The 16,059-nt window shown below is 73.5% G+C and carries 17 protein-coding genes; 11 read left to right on the forward strand and 6 right to left on the reverse strand.

Annotation, left to right across the window (positions count from 1 at the left end):
- Positions 1-190 precede the first annotated feature (190 nt).
- From AC1DT4_RS17895 to holA, 3 genes are read left to right on the forward strand one after another with little or no spacing between them, the layout of a single operon-like run.
- Positions 191-916 (forward strand): ComEA family DNA-binding protein, encoded by a 726-nt coding sequence (locus tag AC1DT4_RS17895; RefSeq protein WP_477091118.1) that lies wholly within the window; start codon positions 191-193, stop codon positions 914-916.
- Complete coding sequence (locus AC1DT4_RS17900; RefSeq protein ID WP_477091119.1) at positions 913-2,535, forward strand: ComEC/Rec2 family competence protein; 1,623 nt, start codon at positions 913-915, stop codon at positions 2,533-2,535. The genes AC1DT4_RS17895 and AC1DT4_RS17900 overlap by 4 nt, the downstream gene beginning before the upstream one ends.
- A gap of 19 nt (positions 2,536-2,554) precedes the next feature.
- Positions 2,555-3,562 (forward strand): DNA polymerase III subunit delta, encoded by a 1,008-nt coding sequence (gene holA / locus AC1DT4_RS17905; protein ID WP_477091120.1) that lies wholly within the window; start codon positions 2,555-2,557, stop codon positions 3,560-3,562.
- A gap of 1 nt (position 3,563) precedes the next feature.
- On the opposite strand, the gene AC1DT4_RS17910 is transcribed toward holA, so the two are convergent.
- Together AC1DT4_RS17910 and AC1DT4_RS17915 are read right to left on the reverse strand one after the other, a co-directional pair.
- On the reverse strand, positions 3,564-4,187 hold the full coding sequence (locus AC1DT4_RS17910; RefSeq protein WP_477091121.1) for an EAL domain-containing protein: 624 nt from the start codon (positions 4,185-4,187) through the stop codon (positions 3,564-3,566).
- 87 nt (positions 4,188-4,274) lie between these two features.
- A complete protein-coding gene (locus AC1DT4_RS17915; RefSeq protein WP_477091122.1) occupies positions 4,275-5,003 on the reverse strand; it encodes an EAL and HDOD domain-containing protein in 729 nt (242 codons plus the stop codon).
- 215 nt (positions 5,004-5,218) lie between these two features.
- Between AC1DT4_RS17915 and AC1DT4_RS17920 the strand changes: the two genes are divergently transcribed.
- Both AC1DT4_RS17920 and AC1DT4_RS17925 read left to right on the forward strand, forming a co-directional pair.
- Entirely contained in the window at positions 5,219-5,359 is a 141-nt protein-coding gene (locus AC1DT4_RS17920; RefSeq protein WP_477091123.1) for a hypothetical protein, read from the forward strand.
- 84 nt (positions 5,360-5,443) lie between these two features.
- Positions 5,444-6,766 (forward strand): helix-turn-helix domain-containing protein, encoded by a 1,323-nt coding sequence (locus AC1DT4_RS17925; protein ID WP_477091124.1) that lies wholly within the window; start codon positions 5,444-5,446, stop codon positions 6,764-6,766.
- Positions 6,767-6,936: 170 nt separating this feature from the next.
- On the opposite strand, the gene rpsT is transcribed toward AC1DT4_RS17925, so the two are convergent.
- Both rpsT and AC1DT4_RS17935 read right to left on the reverse strand, forming a co-directional pair.
- Entirely contained in the window at positions 6,937-7,197 is a 261-nt protein-coding gene (gene rpsT, locus AC1DT4_RS17930; protein ID WP_456825459.1) for a 30S ribosomal protein S20, read from the reverse strand.
- Between the two features lie 183 nt (positions 7,198-7,380).
- On the reverse strand, positions 7,381-7,884 hold the full coding sequence (locus AC1DT4_RS17935; protein WP_477091125.1) for a type II toxin-antitoxin system PemK/MazF family toxin: 504 nt from the start codon (positions 7,882-7,884) through the stop codon (positions 7,381-7,383).
- Positions 7,885-8,005: 121 nt separating this feature from the next.
- On the opposite strand from AC1DT4_RS17935, the gene AC1DT4_RS17940 reads away from it, so the two are divergent.
- Genes AC1DT4_RS17940 through AC1DT4_RS17950 form a run of 3 tightly spaced genes read left to right on the forward strand, consistent with a single transcriptional unit; the run spans position 8,006 to position 11,360 of the window.
- A complete protein-coding gene (locus AC1DT4_RS17940; protein ID WP_477091126.1) occupies positions 8,006-9,601 on the forward strand; it encodes a circularly permuted type 2 ATP-grasp protein in 1,596 nt (531 codons plus the stop codon).
- Positions 9,595-10,524: an alpha-E domain-containing protein gene (locus AC1DT4_RS17945; RefSeq protein WP_477091127.1), complete on the forward strand. Its 930-nt coding sequence runs from the start codon at positions 9,595-9,597 to the stop codon at positions 10,522-10,524. Before AC1DT4_RS17940 ends, AC1DT4_RS17945 begins: the two co-directional genes overlap by 7 nt.
- Positions 10,521-11,360, forward strand: coding sequence for a transglutaminase family protein (locus AC1DT4_RS17950; protein WP_477091128.1), 840 nt, complete (start codon positions 10,521-10,523; stop codon positions 11,358-11,360). The genes AC1DT4_RS17945 and AC1DT4_RS17950 overlap by 4 nt, the downstream gene beginning before the upstream one ends.
- 3 nt (positions 11,361-11,363) lie before the next feature.
- On the opposite strand, the gene AC1DT4_RS17955 is transcribed toward AC1DT4_RS17950, so the two are convergent.
- Positions 11,364-12,074 (reverse strand): maleylpyruvate isomerase family mycothiol-dependent enzyme, encoded by a 711-nt coding sequence (locus tag AC1DT4_RS17955; protein ID WP_477091129.1) that lies wholly within the window; start codon positions 12,072-12,074, stop codon positions 11,364-11,366.
- Between the two features lie 111 nt (positions 12,075-12,185).
- Here AC1DT4_RS17955 and lepA point away from each other — a divergent pair, with 111 nt between their 5' ends.
- The gene (gene lepA, locus AC1DT4_RS17960) at positions 12,186-14,066 is read left to right on the forward strand and encodes a translation elongation factor 4 (RefSeq protein WP_477091130.1); all 1,881 of its coding nucleotides are present in this window, start codon (positions 12,186-12,188) and stop codon (positions 14,064-14,066) included.
- On the forward strand, positions 14,063-15,286 hold the full coding sequence (gene hemW, locus AC1DT4_RS17965; RefSeq protein ID WP_477091131.1) for a radical SAM family heme chaperone HemW: 1,224 nt from the start codon (positions 14,063-14,065) through the stop codon (positions 15,284-15,286). The genes lepA and hemW overlap by 4 nt, the downstream gene beginning before the upstream one ends.
- Positions 15,287-15,288: 2 nt before the next feature.
- Here hemW and AC1DT4_RS17970 read toward each other — a convergent pair whose 3' ends face one another.
- Entirely contained in the window at positions 15,289-15,669 is a 381-nt protein-coding gene (locus tag AC1DT4_RS17970) for a DUF4870 domain-containing protein (protein ID WP_477091132.1), read from the reverse strand.
- A 189-nt stretch (positions 15,670-15,858) separates the two neighbouring features.
- On the opposite strand from AC1DT4_RS17970, the gene AC1DT4_RS17975 reads away from it, so the two are divergent.
- On the forward strand, positions 15,859-16,059 hold a 201-nt coding region (locus tag AC1DT4_RS17975; RefSeq protein WP_477091133.1), incomplete at its 3' end, for a hypothetical protein.

Raw genomic sequence — 16,059 nt, forward strand, 5'->3', positions numbered from 1 at the left:
CGTCGGCGCCTCGCCGGTCTCCGCCCTGACGCCGCGGGTGCCGGACACACCGGCGCCCGGCCGCGACGCGCCGAGGCTCGCCGCTCCGCCGCCTGAGCCAGGCGCCGGGCGGACACCCGAACGCCTCGACCGGCCGGCTCCGCGGCGGAGCACCACATCCGGGCCCGTCGAGGAGGAGCGAGCGGGCGCGTTGCCCGGCGACGCCCCACCGCAGTCCACCGGACCGGCGGCCCGGACCAGCGTCGCGCTCCGGTCCGCCGCCGCGGGCTACACGGCGGCGCACGGCGACCCGGTCGTGCCGGCCGAACGCCCGCGGCGCCGGGTGCGGTGGGCGATCTCGTGGCGCGTCGCCGCCGGCGCCGGGACCGTGCTCCTGCTGGTCGGTGGCGGGGTCGCGCTGCGCGCCGTGTCCCTGGCACCRGGACCGGCCGTGGCGTTGCCGGTCCCCGCCCCGCTCGGCACCCCCACCGGCAGCGCGTCGCCGGCCGCCGAGGTCGTCGTGGACGTGGTCGGTGCCGTCGCCGCTCCGGGCGTGGTGCACCTCGCCGCCGGCTCGCGCGTGGTCGACGCCATCGCCGCCGCGGGCAGCGCCACCGCCGACGCCCAGCTGGGCGCGTTGAACCTGGCTCGCCCGCTCGTCGACGGCGAGCAGATCGTCGTTCCCGCCGTCGGGGACCAGCCGACCGCTGCCGGGCCCGGAGCGACCTCGGCGCCGACGGGCGGCGACGACCGCGTCGACCTCAACTCCGCGGACGCCGCGGCCCTGGACTCCCTGCCGGGCATCGGTCCCGTGCTGGCCGGCCGCATCGTCGCGCACCGCGAGGACGGGCCGTTCTCCAGCGTCGACGAGCTCGCGGACGTCGCGGGCATCGGCCCCACCCTCCTCGAGCGCCTGCGTGACCTGGTGCGGGTATGAGCTTGATCGCCGGGCAGCTCGAGCCAGACACCGAGCGGCGGTGCACCGTGCCCGAGACGACGGTCCGGCCGGGCGACGCGATCGCCGACCAGGTTGACGACAGCGACCCGCCGCGCACGGTCGACGTACGCCTTCTGCCGGCGGCCGTTGTGGCGTGGCTCGCGGCGCTCGCTGTCGTGCGACTCCCGCCGTCGGTCGCCGCGGGCTGCGGTGCGGTCCTCCTGGGCCTCGCCGCGGCCGGGATCGGGCTCGCCGCACGCCGAGACGAACGGGTCGGTCCGGCGCGCCGCGCGGTCGTCCTCGTGCCGGTGCTCTGCCTCGCGCTCGCCGCAGGCGCCGTCGTGCTGGTGGCCGGATCGAGCCAGATGTCGGCCCGTGCCCAGGGGTTGCTGCCCGAGCTCGCGCGCGAGGAGCGGGCCGGGCGGGTCGAGGGCGTGGTCGTCGTGGAGCCGACCGTCATGGCCCCCGCCTGGCCCGGGGCGCCGACGCGCGTCCGGTGCGTGCTCGCGGTCGACTCGGTCTCCGCGGGCGGCCGCACGTCGGAGGCGACGGGCCGCGTGCTGGTCCTCGGGCCGTCGTCGTGGTCGTCGGTGCCCTACGGGGCTCGCGTCGGCGTCTCCGGCCGGGTGCGGCCGGGGCAGCCGGGGAACCGGGTCGCCGCGGTCCTGCTGACCGGGGGCGACGCTGACCTCACGGGCGACGCGCCGCCCTGGGACGCGTCGGCGTCCGCCTTCCGCGACGGCGTGCGTGGGCTCGCGGCGGCGCTCCCGGGCGATGCGGGGGCGCTGCTGGCGGGTGTGAGCGTCGGCGACACGAGGGCCGTGCCCGACGACCTCGCCGCGGCGATGCGTACCGCGGGCCTGACGCACGTCACGGCGGTGTCGGGCGCGCACTTCTCCCTCGTCGCCGCCCTCGTGCTCGCGGTCGCGTCGGGGGTGCGCCTGTCCCGGCCGGCTCGGGTGGCGCTCACCGTCGCCGCGATGGCCGCGATGGTGCTGGTCGTCCACCCGTCGCCCAGCGTGCTGCGGGCCGCGGTGATGGGTCTGGTGGCCGTGCTCGGCGTCCTGCTCGGTCGCCCGCACCGCGCTCCCGCGGCGCTGTCCGCGACCGTCGTCGTGCTCCTGGTCGCCGACCCGTGGCTGGCGGGCGAGCTCGGCTTCGTCCTGTCGGTGCTCGCGACCGGGGGACTGGTCCTCGTCGGTGGTCCGCTCGCGGACCGCTGGGAGCCGCGGTGCGGGCGCCCGCTGGCCACCGCGCTAGCCCTGCCGGTGGCAGCCCAGCTCGTGTGCGCGCCGGCGATCCTCGCGGCGACGCCGACGGTCGCGCTGCACGCCGTGCCGGCGAACGTGCTGGTGGCGCCGGCCCTGGCGCCCGCGACTGTGCTGGGCATCGCGGCGGGCTGCGTCGCACCCTGGTGGGCGGCCGGTGGGCACGCGCTCGCGCTCGGGTCCGGTGCGGCGTGCTGGTGGATCGGTGCGGTCGCGCGGGTCGCTGCCGCCGCGCCGGGCGCGCAGGTCGCCTGGTTGCCGGGCTGGGCAGGGGTGGTCGTGCTGGTCGCGGCGAGCGCCTGCGTGCTCCGTCTCCTCGTCGTCCGGGGTGCGGACCCGGAGCGTCGGTGACGTCTGGCAGGCTGTGCGCGTGCCACCTGCAACCCGCCGCCCCGCCGCCCGCACCGCGGGCGTCTCGTGGGAGGCCGTCGAGCTCGCCCCCGTGCTGCTGGTCAGTGGCGCGGAGGGCCTCCTCGCGGACCGCGCGGTCGACCGCGTCGTGGCGCTCGCACGCGCCGCGGACGCCGGGGTCGAGGTGACCCGTCTCGACGCCGCCGACTACGCCGTCGGCACCCTCGGTGTGGTCAGCAGCCCGAGCCTGTTCGCCGAGGACAAGGTCATCGTGGTCGACGGCCTCGAGCGCGCGAGCGACGAGCTGCTGAGCGACGTGACCGAGTACGTCGCCGCGCCGCCGGGCGACGTGGTCCTCGTCCTGCGGCACGGGGGCGGCCAGCGTGGGAAGAAGCTGCTCGACACGCTCCGCACCATGGGCGTCCCCACGGTGGCGTGCGACGCGATCAAGTCGGACGGCGACAAGAGCGCCTTCGTCACCGCCGAGCTGCGTAGGGCGGCCCGTCGCGCGGACGCCCAGGCGGTGCGGGCGCTGGTCGACGCGGTCGGCAGCGACCTCCGGGAGCTCGCGGCGTCGTGCGGACAGCTCGTGGCGGACACCACGGGCCTGATCGGTCCTGAGGTCGTCGAGCGCTACTACGGCGGCCGGATCGAGGCGACCGGGTTCCGCGTCGCGGACGCCGCCGTGGCCGGGCAGACCGGGCAGGCGGTGTCGCTGCTGCGGCACGCGCTCGCGACGGGCGTCGACCCGGTGCCCATCGTCGCCGCGCTGGCGGCCAAGCTCCGGGTACTCGCGAAGGTGGCGGCGGTCCGCGGCCGCGGCGCCGGTGCGGTCCGGGACCTGGGCCTCGCGCCGTGGCAGACCGACCGCGCGATGGCCGACCTGCGCCGCTGGACCCCCGAGGGGCTCGCGAGCGCCATCTCGGCCGTCGCGCAGGCGGACGCCGAGGTCAAGGGCGAGGGGCGCGACCCGAAGTTCGCGGTCGAGCGGGCGGTGCTGCGGGTGGCCGGGGCCGTCGGCTCCTGAGCTACACGCCCAGCGTGACGGCGGGGCCGAGCACGTCGCCCTGCAGCAGCTCGAAGCCCAGCTCTCGGCACTCGTCGACCAGCCCGGTGTCGGAGACGCGCTCGGCGACGAGCGTCGCACCGTGTCGGCGGGCGAGCTGCACGAGCCCGTCGCCGAGGCGGTGGACGTCGCGGCAGTCGATCTTCACGAAGTCGGCGTACGGCATCATCGCCAACTGGTCCGGCTCGGCGGCGAAGTCGTCGATCGCGATCCGGTAACCCCGCGACCGGAGCCGGTCCAGCCCGGCGAGCACCGTGGCGTCGGCACGGACGGACTCGACGATCTCGAGCACGAGCCGGTCGGCGTGGGCGGGCAGCAGGCGGTCGTCGACGAGGAACGAGCGCGTGACGTTGACGAAGGCGAACGTGCTGCTGGTCGGGGGGCCGTCACCGAAGAGGACGTCGAGGACCGAGGCCGTGGCCACGTCCTGCCGGTCGGACCCCCAGCGGTCGACCTGCGCGGGGAGGCCGTCGCGGGACCGGTAGAGGAACTCGTTGCCGAACAGCTGGCCGCCGGCGGTCCAGATCGGTTGGCGCGCGATGGGCAGCCGGGCGGGGACTGCGGGGGAGACGACGGGCACGGTCACACCGGATGAGAGTGGTGTGGAGCCGGTCTATGACGCCGTTCACCCGACCGGACCAACCAGTTGTGACCGGACACGCCGGTCGACCGGTTACAGGGAGACGCGTCGCGCCCCTGCACGGTCGAGCACGCCCGCGCGCTCGAGCAGGTTGCCCTGGAAGAGCGTGAAGCCGAGATCGCGCGCGTGCCGGAGGGTGTCCGGGCTCTCCACGTACTCGGCGACGAGCAGGGCGCCGTACGACCGTGCGAGGTGCACCACCGGGGGCCCCTCGACGTCCAGGTCCCGGACGTCGATCTTGACGAAGTCCGCGTGCGGCAGCAGCCGGCGCTGGTTGGGGTTGCTCACGAACGCCGGGACGGCGATGCGGAAGCCCTCCTCGCGCAGCCGACGGATCCCGTTGATCACGGCGTTGTCCACCGTGACGGCGTCGTTGATCTCGATGACCAGACGGTCCGGGCGGCGGGGGATGGGCAGGTCACCGACGAGGTAGGCCCGCGGGCACCGCACGAAGAGCAGCCTGCCGTGCGCGACGTGCTCCAGGTCCGCGCGACCGAAGGTGGCACCGAGCACGTGCGCTGTTGCGCGCTCGTGCTGGTGGGAGCTCCAGGAGACTGCGGTCGCCGTGTGCTGGTCCGGCGACCGGAAGGAGAGCTGGTACGCGAAGGGCCGACCGTGCTCGGAGAAGATTCCCTGCCGTGCGACGAGGACTGGTTCGTGCGAGATCCGCTGCGACCACTCCTGCCTCAGGGCAAGCGGGATGGCGTCCTCCACTGCGGCCGCGAGATACGCGAGCCGCCCGTCGGCGTCGTCCGGTGTCATGGCATCTATGACATCACAACTTCGGCGCTGTGAACCGATGACTTGCGGGTGGAATTCTTCGAGGGCGATGCTGACCCTGCTCGCGGGTGGTCCGAAGGACGGAACATTCACCCGAACAGGGGCGGACCCGTCCGATGTGGCAGACGGCACGCCCGCCGCACGTCATCATGGGCACCACCACGGATCGCACGATGGCAGCTGAAGGAGCACTCACCATGTCCAGACTGTTCAAGTCCGCACTCGTCGTCCTCGCGGTGATCGGGTCGTTGGCCCTCCCTGCGGGCTCCGCGATCGCCGACGGCCCGAGCAGCACCAACACCGGTGGGGCCAGCGGCTGCTGCCGGACGATCGACTGACGAGCATGCACAGCAGAGGCGCAGACACGCCGCCTCTGCGGGGGGTGGTGCAACAGGGGGACGTCACACATACAATGACTGACCATGACCACGATTGCTGACCGGGTGCGCGAGGCCCGGCTCGCTGCTGGGCTCTCCCAGACCGCACTTGCCGGTTCTGCGTTCTCACCCAGCTACATCTCTCTCATCGAGGCGGGTCATCGGGAACCGACCGACTCCGCGCTCGCCGTGCTGGCTACCCGCCTCGGCACGACACTCGAGTACCTCAAGCACGGCGAGGACGGTCCCAACGAGGCGCGGACGCGGCTCGAGATCGACTACGCCAAGCTCGACATGACCCAGGGCGACGCTGCCGCAGCCCGTCGCCGGCTGGAGTCGCTCGACCTCGAGATCGTCTCGCCGACGGTCCGCGTCGAGGCACTGACCACGTTGGCGCACGCGTTCGAGGTGCTCGGCGACCTCGAGGCGTCGGTGGGCATCCTCGAGCCGCTGCTCGCGGACTCGCGGGCCCGGACGCACCACGTCGAGTCGGCCAAGCTGGCCAACGCCCTCGTGGCGTCGTACCTCGAGGCCGGCGACCTGCACCGCAGCGTCGAGGTGGGGGAACGGACCCTCGCCGAGCTCGAGGCGGCCGATCTCACCGGGACCGACGAGCACCTGCGCCTGGCATCGACCGTGCTGTGGGCCTACGTCGAGCGCGGCGACCTGCTCTATGCGACCCACCGGGCCGCCGAGCTGGTCCGCCTGGCGGAGTCGCTGGGCACGCCGCGCGGGCGGGGGAGCGTCTACTGGAACGCGGCCCTCGTCGCCGAGCAGCGCCGCGACTACGAGCTCGCGCAGCGCTACACCGAGCGGGCTCTCGCCCTCCTCTCCGAGGGAGAGGCGGACCGCGACCTGCCCCGGCTGCGACTCAACTACGCCTGGCTGCTCCTGCGCTCCGACCCGGTGGACCCCCGCGGTGCCCTCGACCAGATCGAGCGCGCCGCGCCGGACCTGGCCGTCCTGGGCTCCGAGCTGGACCTGTCCCGCATCGACGTCGAGAGCTCTCGCGCCCACCTGCTGCTGGGCGACATCGACGCCGCGGAGCGGTTCGCGTCGGCGGCGCTCGAGCGCCTGGGCGACCCGCCGCGACTGGAGACGGCGTTCGCGCAGCTGTCCCGGGGCGACGCGCTGCACGCGCGCGGTGACACGGAAGGGTCGGCACGGGCCTACGAGTCGGCGGCGGACCTGCTGGGCATGATGTCCGCCTCGCGGCAGTCCGCGTCCGCGTGGCGCGACCTCGGCGACCGGTATGCGATGCACGGCGACAGTGCCGCGGCGGCGCAGGCCTACGACCGCGCGCTGCGTGAGGCGGGCTTCCGTCCCACCATCCCGCTCAGCACCTGGGAGACCTGGTCGCTGACCTGATCGGGGCCGGAGAACACTGAAGGCGTCACCCCGCAGGGGGGGTGACGCCTTCACTGTGTGGCGGGAGAACGAGGAAGGCGCCACCCGCACGGGGTGACGCCTTCGACGTGTGCCCGGACCGGCCGGGCGCCTGGCGGTCACGGCATCGCCGCGACCAGCTCAGGGATGGCTCAGAGCGCGCCGACCGACTTCGCCAGCGCCGACTTCTTGTTGGCGGCCTGGTTCTCGTGGATGACGCCCTTGGAGACGGCCTTGTCGAGCTTGCGCGACGCCTCGATGAGGGCGACGGACGCAGCGTCCTTGTCGCCACCGGCGACGGCCTCGCGGACGCGACGGATGTGCGTCTTGAGCTCGGACTTCACCGACTTGTTGCGCAGGCGCGCCTTCTCGTTGGTGGTGATGCGCTTGATCTGGGACTTGATGTTGGCCACGTGTGGACTCTCTTGTGCGTTCGCCGAAGCGATCTGACAGGTCTAGAGGGCGCGCACAGCTCCGGGACTAGGGCGTGGGGATACCCGCGGAGAGGAACTGGGCTTGTGCCCGCCGACCCGGGCGGACACGCGAATGACCATGTTAGCAGGCAGGAGGCCTCGCGCCGAACCCCGTGACGGGGCTCACCAGCCGTTCGTCCGGCGCAGCTCCGTGGCCACCCGGTCGAACAGCGCCCGGTCGACCACGGCGCCCTCGCGACGGAAGGCGGTCGGGTGCAGCCGCAGGACTCGGTCGAGGCGGACCTCGCTCGGCCTGCGCTGCGAGTCCCACGGGCCCGAGCCGATGTCCATCCACACGCGGCCGCGGCGCGCCTCGAGCGCCCCGTCGCGCGAGTGGTCCTTGCTGGTGAGCATCAGCCCGAGGACGTTGGCCCCGTCGCGGCCGATCACCAGGACCGGCCGGTCCTTGCCCTGGCTCGGGTCGTCCTCGAACGAGACCCACGCCCAGACGATCTCGCCGGGGTCGGCGTCGCCGTCCTTGCGCGGGGCGTACTCGAGGCGGACCTTTCCCCGGTGGTCGGGGAGCGTCACGCGCGTCGGCGCCGGCGCGGGCGACCTCCCGCTCAGCCGCGCGAGGGCGGCGCGGAACGCTCGTCGGAGGCGGCCTGGGCCCGAGCTCGTGCTCACGGGCAGACCGTACCGGGCGCGTCTGTCCAGGTGGGAGTGCCGATGCTCCGGACGGGTCGGCCGGCGCCGCGCGGGCCGTTCCGTAACGCGGCGTCAACACCGGGCGGATACTGTCCGGATCATGGCGGACCTGTTCGACGACTACCCGACCGGACCGGCGTGGGACGAGATGATCGACCCCGACGGTGGCGGCTCCCGCGCGGCCTACAAGGGGCTGCACCGCGCGCTCGCCCAGCTGAGCGCCGGAGAGCTGCGGGCCAGGGCCGAGACGCTCGCGCGGTCCTACCTCGCGCAGGGCGTGACGTTCGACTTCGCGGGCGAGGAGCGGCCGTTCCCGCTGGACGTGGTGCCGCGCGTCCTGGCGGGCGACGAGTGGGAGCACGTCGCCCCGGGCGTCGCACAGCGGGTGCGCGCCCTCGAGGCGTTCCTCGCCGACGTGTACGGCCCGCAGCACGCCATCGCCGACGGCGTGATCCCGCGCAGCGTCGTCGTCTCGTCGACGAACTTCCTGCGCGCGGCGCGCGGCATCAACCCGCCGAACGGCGTCCGGGTGCACGTGTCCGGCATCGACCTGGTCCGCGACAGCCTGGGCGGCTGGCGTGTGCTCGAGGACAACGTGCGCGTGCCCAGCGGCGTCAGCTACGTGCTCTCGAACCGGCGGGCGATGGCCCAGACGTTCCCGGAGCTGTTCGCCGCGCTGCGCATCCGCCCCGTCGCCGACTACCCGCGCCGGCTGCTGGCGGCGCTCACGGCCGCCGCTCCGTCGGGTGTCGACGAGCCGACGGTCGTCGTGCTCACGCCGGGCGTCTTCAACAGCGCGTACTACGAGCACTCGCTGCTCGCCCGGATGATGGGCGTGGAGCTGGTCGAGGGCCGCGACCTCTTCTGCGCGGGCGGCCGCGTCTGGATGCGCACGACGCAGGGCCGGCGCCGCGTCGACGTGATCTACCGGCGGGTCGACGACGACTACCTGGACCCGGTGGTCTTCCGCAAGGACTCCTACCTCGGCAGCCCGGGGCTCATGACGTGCGCGCGCAACGGCACCGTGACGATCGCCAACGCGGTGGGCAACGGTGTCGCCGACGACAAGCTCGTCTACACCTACGTGCCCGATCTCATCCGGTACTACCTGAGCGAGCAGCCGATCCTGCGCAACGTCGACACGTGGCGGCTCGAGGAGCCCGACGCGCTCGAGGAGGTGCTGGACCGCCTCGACGAGCTCGTGGTCAAGCCGGTCGACGGCTCGGGCGGCAAGGGCCTCGTCGTCGGGCCCAAGGCCTCGGCGGCCGAGCTCGACAGGCTGCGGGTCCGGCTGCGGGACGACCCGCGCGGCTGGATCGCGCAGCCCGTCGTGCAGCTGTCCACGGTGCCGACACTCATCGACGACCAGCTCCGACCCCGGCACACCGACCTGCGTCCGTTCGCCGTCAACGACGGGGAGTCGGTCTTCGTGCTCCCCGGCGGGCTCACGCGGGTCGCGCTCCCCGAGGGCGAGCTCGTCGTCAACTCCTCGCAGGGCGGCGGGTCCAAGGACACGTGGGTGCTCGGCGGCGCGGTGCCGCGACGGGCGGTGCGGCACGAGTCCGACAGCCCGCAGGCCGTGCCGCAGGACGCGGCGGTGCCGATCGACTCCAACCCGAACGACGTGCGCGCCCAGGTGATGCAGCAGCAGCAGCAACAGGTGCGCCCGATCCCCTCCGGAGGTGCCCCGTGCTGAGCCGGATCGCGGAGTCGCTGTTCTGGATCGGCCGGTACGTCGAGCGCGCCGACGACACGGCGCGGCTGCTCGACGTGCACGTGCAGATCCTGCTCGAGGACCCCTGGGCGGAGGAGGACCTGGCCTGCCGCTCGCTCCTGTCGGTCATGGACCGGTCCGCGCCGCCCGCGCACGTCGAGGTCGGGCGCGAGTACGTGCTCGACATGCTGGCGTACGACCGGTTCGCCCCGTCGTCGATCGCGGGCTCCCTGGTGTCCGCGCGGGAGAACGCCCGGCGCGCCCGCGAGACCATCTCCACCGAGCTGTGGGAGAGCCTCAACGCGACCTGGAACCAGCTGCCGTCGCACATGCGGCCCGCGCGGCCGCACGACTACTTCACGTGGGTGCGCGAGCGAGCCGCGGTGGTCGCCGGCATCACGGACTCGGCCACGTCGCGCGACGACACCTGGAACTTCATGGTGCTGGGCCGGTCGATCGAGCGGGCGGACATGACCGCGCGCCTGCTCACCACGCGCGCGCTCGCCGGGTCCGCGGGACCGAGCTGGACCACGCTGCTGCGCTCGTGCGGCGCCCACGAGGCGTTCCTGCGCATGTACCGCGGAGCCGCCTCCGACGAGCGGGCCGCCGGCTTCCTGCTCACCGACCAGCTCTTCCCGCGGTCCATCGTGTTCGCGCTGAACCAGGCCGAGAGCTGCCTCGCCGCGCTCGAGGGGACGTCGGACCGGGCGGCCGTCGACGACGCGCGGCGGCACATCGGGTACGTCCGCACCAACCTGGAGTACCGCCCGCTGATCGAGGTGCTCGACAAGCTGCCGAAGGAGATGGAGCGCGTGCAGCGCGCCTGCTCGGCGGCCTCCGACGCGATCCGGGGCCGGTACTTCCCGAGCTCGTCGTCGACGAACTGGGTGGGAGAAGCACTGTGAGCCGGCTGCGGGTGGTCCACACGTCGACGTTCCGGTACGGGAGCGCGGTGCTGGCGTCGTACAACGAGGCGCGCATGACGCCGGTGTCCCAGCACGGGCAGACGGTGCTGGAGACGAAGGTCGACGTGCAGCCGCACACCGGGTGGCACGAGTACCGCGACTACTGGGGCACGGCGGTCACCGCCTTCGAGGTGCTCACGCCGCACGAGTCGATGGTCGTCACCGCCGAGCACCTGGTCGAGGTGGCCGAACGGGGACCGCTGCGGTCGCCCGCCGGGTGGGACACCCTGCGGGGCGCGGAGCTGCGCGACCGGCTCGCCGAGTTCCTCACGGACACGCCGACGACCGCCCCGCCGGAGGAGGTGGTCGAGCTGACCCGGCGCGCGGCGGCCGACCTCGAGCCGGCCGACGCGGCGCTCGCGGTGGCGAACGCGCTGCGCGACGAGATGGAGTACATCCCGGGCGTGACCACGGTGCACACCCCGGCCTCCGAGGCGTGGACCGCGCGGGCGGGCGTCTGTCAGGACATCGCGCACCTGGTCACGGGTGCGCTGCGGTCCATCGGCATCCCCGCCCGGTACGTCTCCGGCTACCTGCACCCCGACTCGACGGCGGAGCTGGGCACCACCGTGCTGGGCGACTCGCACGCGTGGGTCGAGTGGTGGGTGGGCGAGTGGTTCGCGTACGACGCGACCAACCGCGTGATCGCGGGCGACCACCACGTGGTGCTCGCGCGGGGCCGCTCCTACGACGACGTCCCGCCGCTGCGGGGGATCTACGCCGGTGCCGGGACGCAGGACGCCGAGGTGCAGGTGCGGATCACCCGCGAGGCCTGAGGCTCACGGGGTCAGGCGGCGGCCGAGGGCCTCGGTCAGCGCCGCGGCGTCGCCGGACACGGTCAGGCGGTCGTCGTCCGGGGTCGCGCGACCCCACAGCAGCAGCGCGAGGGCGTCCGCGGGGCCGGTGACCGTCACCGACGGCAGCGGCACGGTGGGGGCGCCGAGGAGCCAGCTGCGCGCGGCGTCGTCGGCGACCAGCTCGATCGGGGCGTCGAGCGGCTCCATCCGGCCCATCCGCTCCTGGCGGGGCTGCATCACCGTGACGACCTCGTCGACGGTGTCGGCCCACAGCGCGGGCTCGACGTCGAGCGCGAGGCCGCCCGCGGTCCGCAGGTCCCAGAGGTGCACGAGCGTCTCGTGCGTCTGGCGGCGGTGCCAGAACGACGCGGGGCCGTCGCCGACGAGCGTCCACGCGCGAGCGTCGGGGCCGAGCGCGCGGAGCGTGTCCCGCAGCTCGGCCGCGCACGTCCCGTAGAAGTCCTCGAGCACGAACGGCCCCCGACCCAGCGGCGTCTCCTGCTTCCGGCTCGCCTGGCCCGCGGCCCAGTGGTGGATGCGGGCCAGGTGGACGACGAGGTCCTTGACGCGCCAGCGGCCGCACCAGGGCACGCGCGTGGCCGGGTCGACCTGGGGGATCGTCGCGAGGAACTCGTCCTGCAGCTCCGCCAGGGTGTCGAGGAGGGTGAGGGCGTCGGCACGGTCCGTCGTCATGGGACCATGGTGGGACCGACCACCGACAGCCGACAGGCTGACCACGGTCACCGTCCGTCGGGAAGGCGCCACCGTGCGCGCCGCCCGACTCCAGCGCCAGGAGCAGTCCGCTTGTCCCCGATCCCGAGTGCAGCCGCCTCGTCGCGCATCCACCCCGCGGCGACCGCGCCCGAGCTGCTGCGCAACTTCTGCATCATCGCGCACATCGACCACGGCAAGTCGACGCTGGCCGACCGCATGCTGCAGCTCACCGGCGTCGTCGACTCCCGGGCCATGCGCGCGCAGTACCTGGACCGGATGGACATCGAGCGCGAGCGCGGCATCACGATCAAGTCGCAGGCCGTGCGCATGCCGTGGGGTGTCGGCGAGGACGCCTTCGCGCTCAACATGATCGACACGCCCGGGCACGTCGACTTCACGTACGAGGTCTCGCGCTCGCTGGCGGCGTGCGAGGGCGCCGTGCTGCTGGTCGACGCCGCGCAGGGCATCGAGGCCCAGACGCTGGCCAACCTGTACCTGGCGCTCGAGAACGACCTGACGATCATCCCGGTGCTCAACAAGATCGACCTGCCGGCCGCCCAGCCCGAGCGGTACGCCGAGGAGCTGGCCAAGCTCATCGGCGGCGACCCCGACGACTGCCTGCGCGTGTCCGGCAAGACCGGCGCGGGCGTCGAGGAGCTGCTCGACCGCATCGTCGAGCTGGTCCCGTCGCCCACGGGCGACGCGAACGCCCCCGCCCGCGCGATGATCTTCGACTCCGTCTACGACACCTACCGCGGCGTCGTCACGTACGTCCGGGTCATCGACGGCAACCTCAACCCGCGCGAGAAGATCGTCATGATGTCGACGCGCGCGACCCACGAGCTGCTCGAGATCGGCGTCATCTCCCCGGAGCCGGTCCCGACGAAGGGCCTGGGGGTCGGCGAGGTCGGCTACCTCATCACCGGCGTGAAGGACGTGCGCCAGTCCAAGGTCGGCGACACGGTCACCAACGCGAGCAAGCCCGCCGCCCAGGCTCTGGGCGGGTACTCCGACCCCAAGCCGATGGTCTTCTCGGGCCTGTACCCGATCGACGGCACCGACTACCCGATCCTGCGCGACGCCCTGGACAAGCTGAAGCTCAACGACGCCGCGCTGAACTACGAGCCCGAGACGTCGGTCGCCCTCGGCTTCGGCTTCCGCGTCGGCTTCCTCGGGCTGCTGCACCTCGAGATCATCCGCGAGCGGCTCGAGCGCGAGTTCGACCTCGACCTCATCTCGACCGCGCCGAACGTCGTCTACGAGGTGACGCTCGAGGACAAGAGCGTGGTGACGGTGACCAACCCGAGCGAGTTCCCCAGCGGCAAGATCGGCGACGTCAACGAGCCGATCGTCAAGGCGACCATCCTGGCGCCGAGCGAGTTCATCGGCGCGATCATGGAGCTCTGCCAGACCAAGCGCGGCGAGCTGCAGGGCATGGACTACCTGTCCGAGGACCGCGTCGAGCTGCGCTACGTGCTGCCGATGGCGGAGATCGTCTTCGACTTCTTCGACCAGCTGAAGTCCAAGACCCGCGGGTACGCGAGCCTCGACTACGAGCGCATCGGCGACCAGGTGGCCGACCTGGTGAAGGTCGACATCCTGCTGCAGGGCGAGACGGTCGACGCGTTCAGCGCGATCGTGCACAAGGACAAGGCCTACGCGTACGGCGTGATGATGACGGCCAAGCTCAAGGACCTCATCCCGCGCCAGCAGTTCGAGGTGCCCATCCAGGCGGCCATCGGCGCCCGGATCATCGCGCGCGAGACCATCCGGGCCATCCGCAAGGACGTCCTGGCCAAGTGCTACGGCGGCGACATCACCCGCAAGCGCAAGCTCCTCGAGAAGCAGAAGGAGGGCAAGAAGCGCATGAAGACGATCGGCCGGGTCGACGTGCCGCAGGAGGCCTTCATCGCCGCGCTCTCGAGCGAGCCCGCCGGGTCGGCCGGCGGCAAGGACGCGAAGAAGAAGTGAGTCCCGCTCTCCCCGAGGGCGACGCGGCACCGGACGACGGTCGGCTGCCGGCGTCCGTCGTCGCGGGGGCCGACGAGCGCGCGTTCGGTGTCTACCTGCACGTGCCGTTCTGCACGGTCCGCTGCGGGTACTGCGACTTCAACACGTACACGGCGACCGAGCTGGGCGGCGGCGCGAGCCAGCACGCCTACGCCGACACCGCGCTGCAGGAGATCGCCCTGGCGTCCCGGGTCCTCGAGGACCTGCCCGCCCGCCCGGTGAGCACCGTGTTCGTCGGCGGGGGCACCCCGACCGTGCTCGCCGTCCCGGACCTCGCGCGCATGCTCGGGGGCGTCCGCGACGCGTGGGGGCTCGCCGACGACGTCGAGGTGACCACCGAGGCGAACCCCGACTCGGTCACGCCCGAGTCGTTGGCCGCTCTGGCCGCGGCCGGGTTCACCCGCGTCTCGTTCGGCATGCAGTCGGCGGTGCCGCACGTGCTCGCCACCCTGGACCGCACGCACGACCCGCGGCGGATCCCGGACGTGGTCCGGTGGGCCCGGGCGGCCGGCCTGGCCGTGTCGCTCGACCTCATCTACGGCACGCCGGGGGAGTCTCTCGACGACTGGCGCACCAGTGTCGAGGCCGCCCTGGCGACGGGCGTCGACCACGTGTCCGCCTACGCGCTCGTGGTCGAGGCCGGCACGCGCATGGCCGTCCAGGTGCGCCGCGGCGAGCTCGAGCTGCCCGACAGCGACGACCAGGCCGCCAAGTACGAGCTGGCCGACGACCTGTTCGAGGCCGCCGGGCTGCGCTGGTACGAGGTCAGCAACTGGGCGCGGACCCCCGCCGACGCCTGCCGGCACAACCTCAGCTACTGGCGCGGGGACGACTGGTGGGGCATCGGCCCCGGCGCGCACAGCCACGTGGGCGGGGTCCGCTGGTGGAACGTCAAGCACCCCCGGGCGTACGCCGACCGGCTCGACCGTGGGCTGAGCCCGGCGGCGGGACGGGAGACCGTCACGGGCGACGCCGAGGTGCTCGAGCGCCTGATGCTCGGCGTCCGGCTGGCGTCGGGACTGCCCCTGGACGCCCTGCCCACCGAGGCGCGCCCGTCGGTCGCCGGGCTCGTCGCCGACGGCCTGGTCGACGGGTACGCCGCGACCGGTGGGCGCCGCATCGTGCTCACCCGCCGGGGTCGCCTGCTCGCGGACGCGGTCGTCCGGACGCTCGTCGGCTGAGGTCAGCGCACCAGCTCGAGGCTGTACGGGTACCGGTAGGAGCCGCCGCGCTGGACCGCGAGCGCCGCGAGGATGCTCAGGACCAGGCTGACGATCGCCAGGACGATGAAGCCGAGCCACCCGACCACCCCGATGACCGGGATCGACTGGACGATCCGGCAGAGGATGAGCCCGATGAGAACGGTGAGCTGGAAGTTGAGCGCGACGCGGGCCTGCTCCTCGACGCCGTCGCGGCGCTCCCGGTGGACCAGGTAGATGACGAGTGCGGGCAGCCAGCCGACGAAGAACCAGGCGAGGATCCCGCCCAGATGAGCGAGCATGCTCCACGTCCGGGCCTGGTCCGCGCCGTTCGGGGACGGGCTGTGGGGCTGCTCGTACGACATCGGTGCTCGCTCCTCGTCCGGGGCCGTGCGTCCGCCGCCCGGGTGACGGCACGCGCAGCCTATCCACGGCCGGACCACCGTGCCCGGCGTTCCGACATGCCCGGAAAGCGCGCTTCCTTGACACGTGACCTCCGCCTTCGGTTCGCTCGTGCGTGGGCGACGATCGCCCTGTGACCAGGGAGGCCACGCATGAGCGAGAACCCCGGCGGTACGCCGCCGCGAGACGACGAGCCCGTGAACGCCGCTGAGCCGGTCGTGCCCGAGGCGTCGGTCGAGCCGCCGGAGGTGCCGGACCCGGTGGTGGAGCAGGCGCCCGCCGCCCCGCCCGCACCCGAGCCCGCCCCATCGGCCGCCCCGCCGGTCGCGCCGTCGGCCCCGCCGGTCGCTCCC

It is taken from the genome of Cellulomonas sp. P4_D11 (genome assembly GCF_056401915.1).

Bases quoted from the DNA above. Each gene is read 5' to 3' on its own strand.
- AC1DT4_RS17955 (WP_477091129.1), bottom strand. From the start codon at position 12,074: ATGACGACGGACCGTGCCGACGCCCTCACCCTCCTCGACACCCTGGCG.
- AC1DT4_RS17900 (WP_477091119.1), top strand. From the start codon at position 913: ATGAGCTTGATCGCCGGGCAGCTCGAGCCAGACACCGAGCGGCGGTGC.
- AC1DT4_RS17915 (WP_477091122.1), bottom strand. From the start codon at position 5,003: ATGACACCGGACGACGCCGACGGGCGGCTCGCGTATCTCGCGGCCGCA.
- AC1DT4_RS17940 (WP_477091126.1), top strand. From the start codon at position 8,006: ATGGCGGACCTGTTCGACGACTACCCGACCGGACCGGCGTGGGACGAG.
- AC1DT4_RS17925 (WP_477091124.1), top strand. From the start codon at position 5,444: ATGACCACGATTGCTGACCGGGTGCGCGAGGCCCGGCTCGCTGCTGGG.
- AC1DT4_RS17920 (WP_477091123.1), top strand. From the start codon at position 5,219: ATGTCCAGACTGTTCAAGTCCGCACTCGTCGTCCTCGCGGTGATCGGG.
- AC1DT4_RS17970 (WP_477091132.1), bottom strand. From the start codon at position 15,669: ATGTCGTACGAGCAGCCCCACAGCCCGTCCCCGAACGGCGCGGACCAG.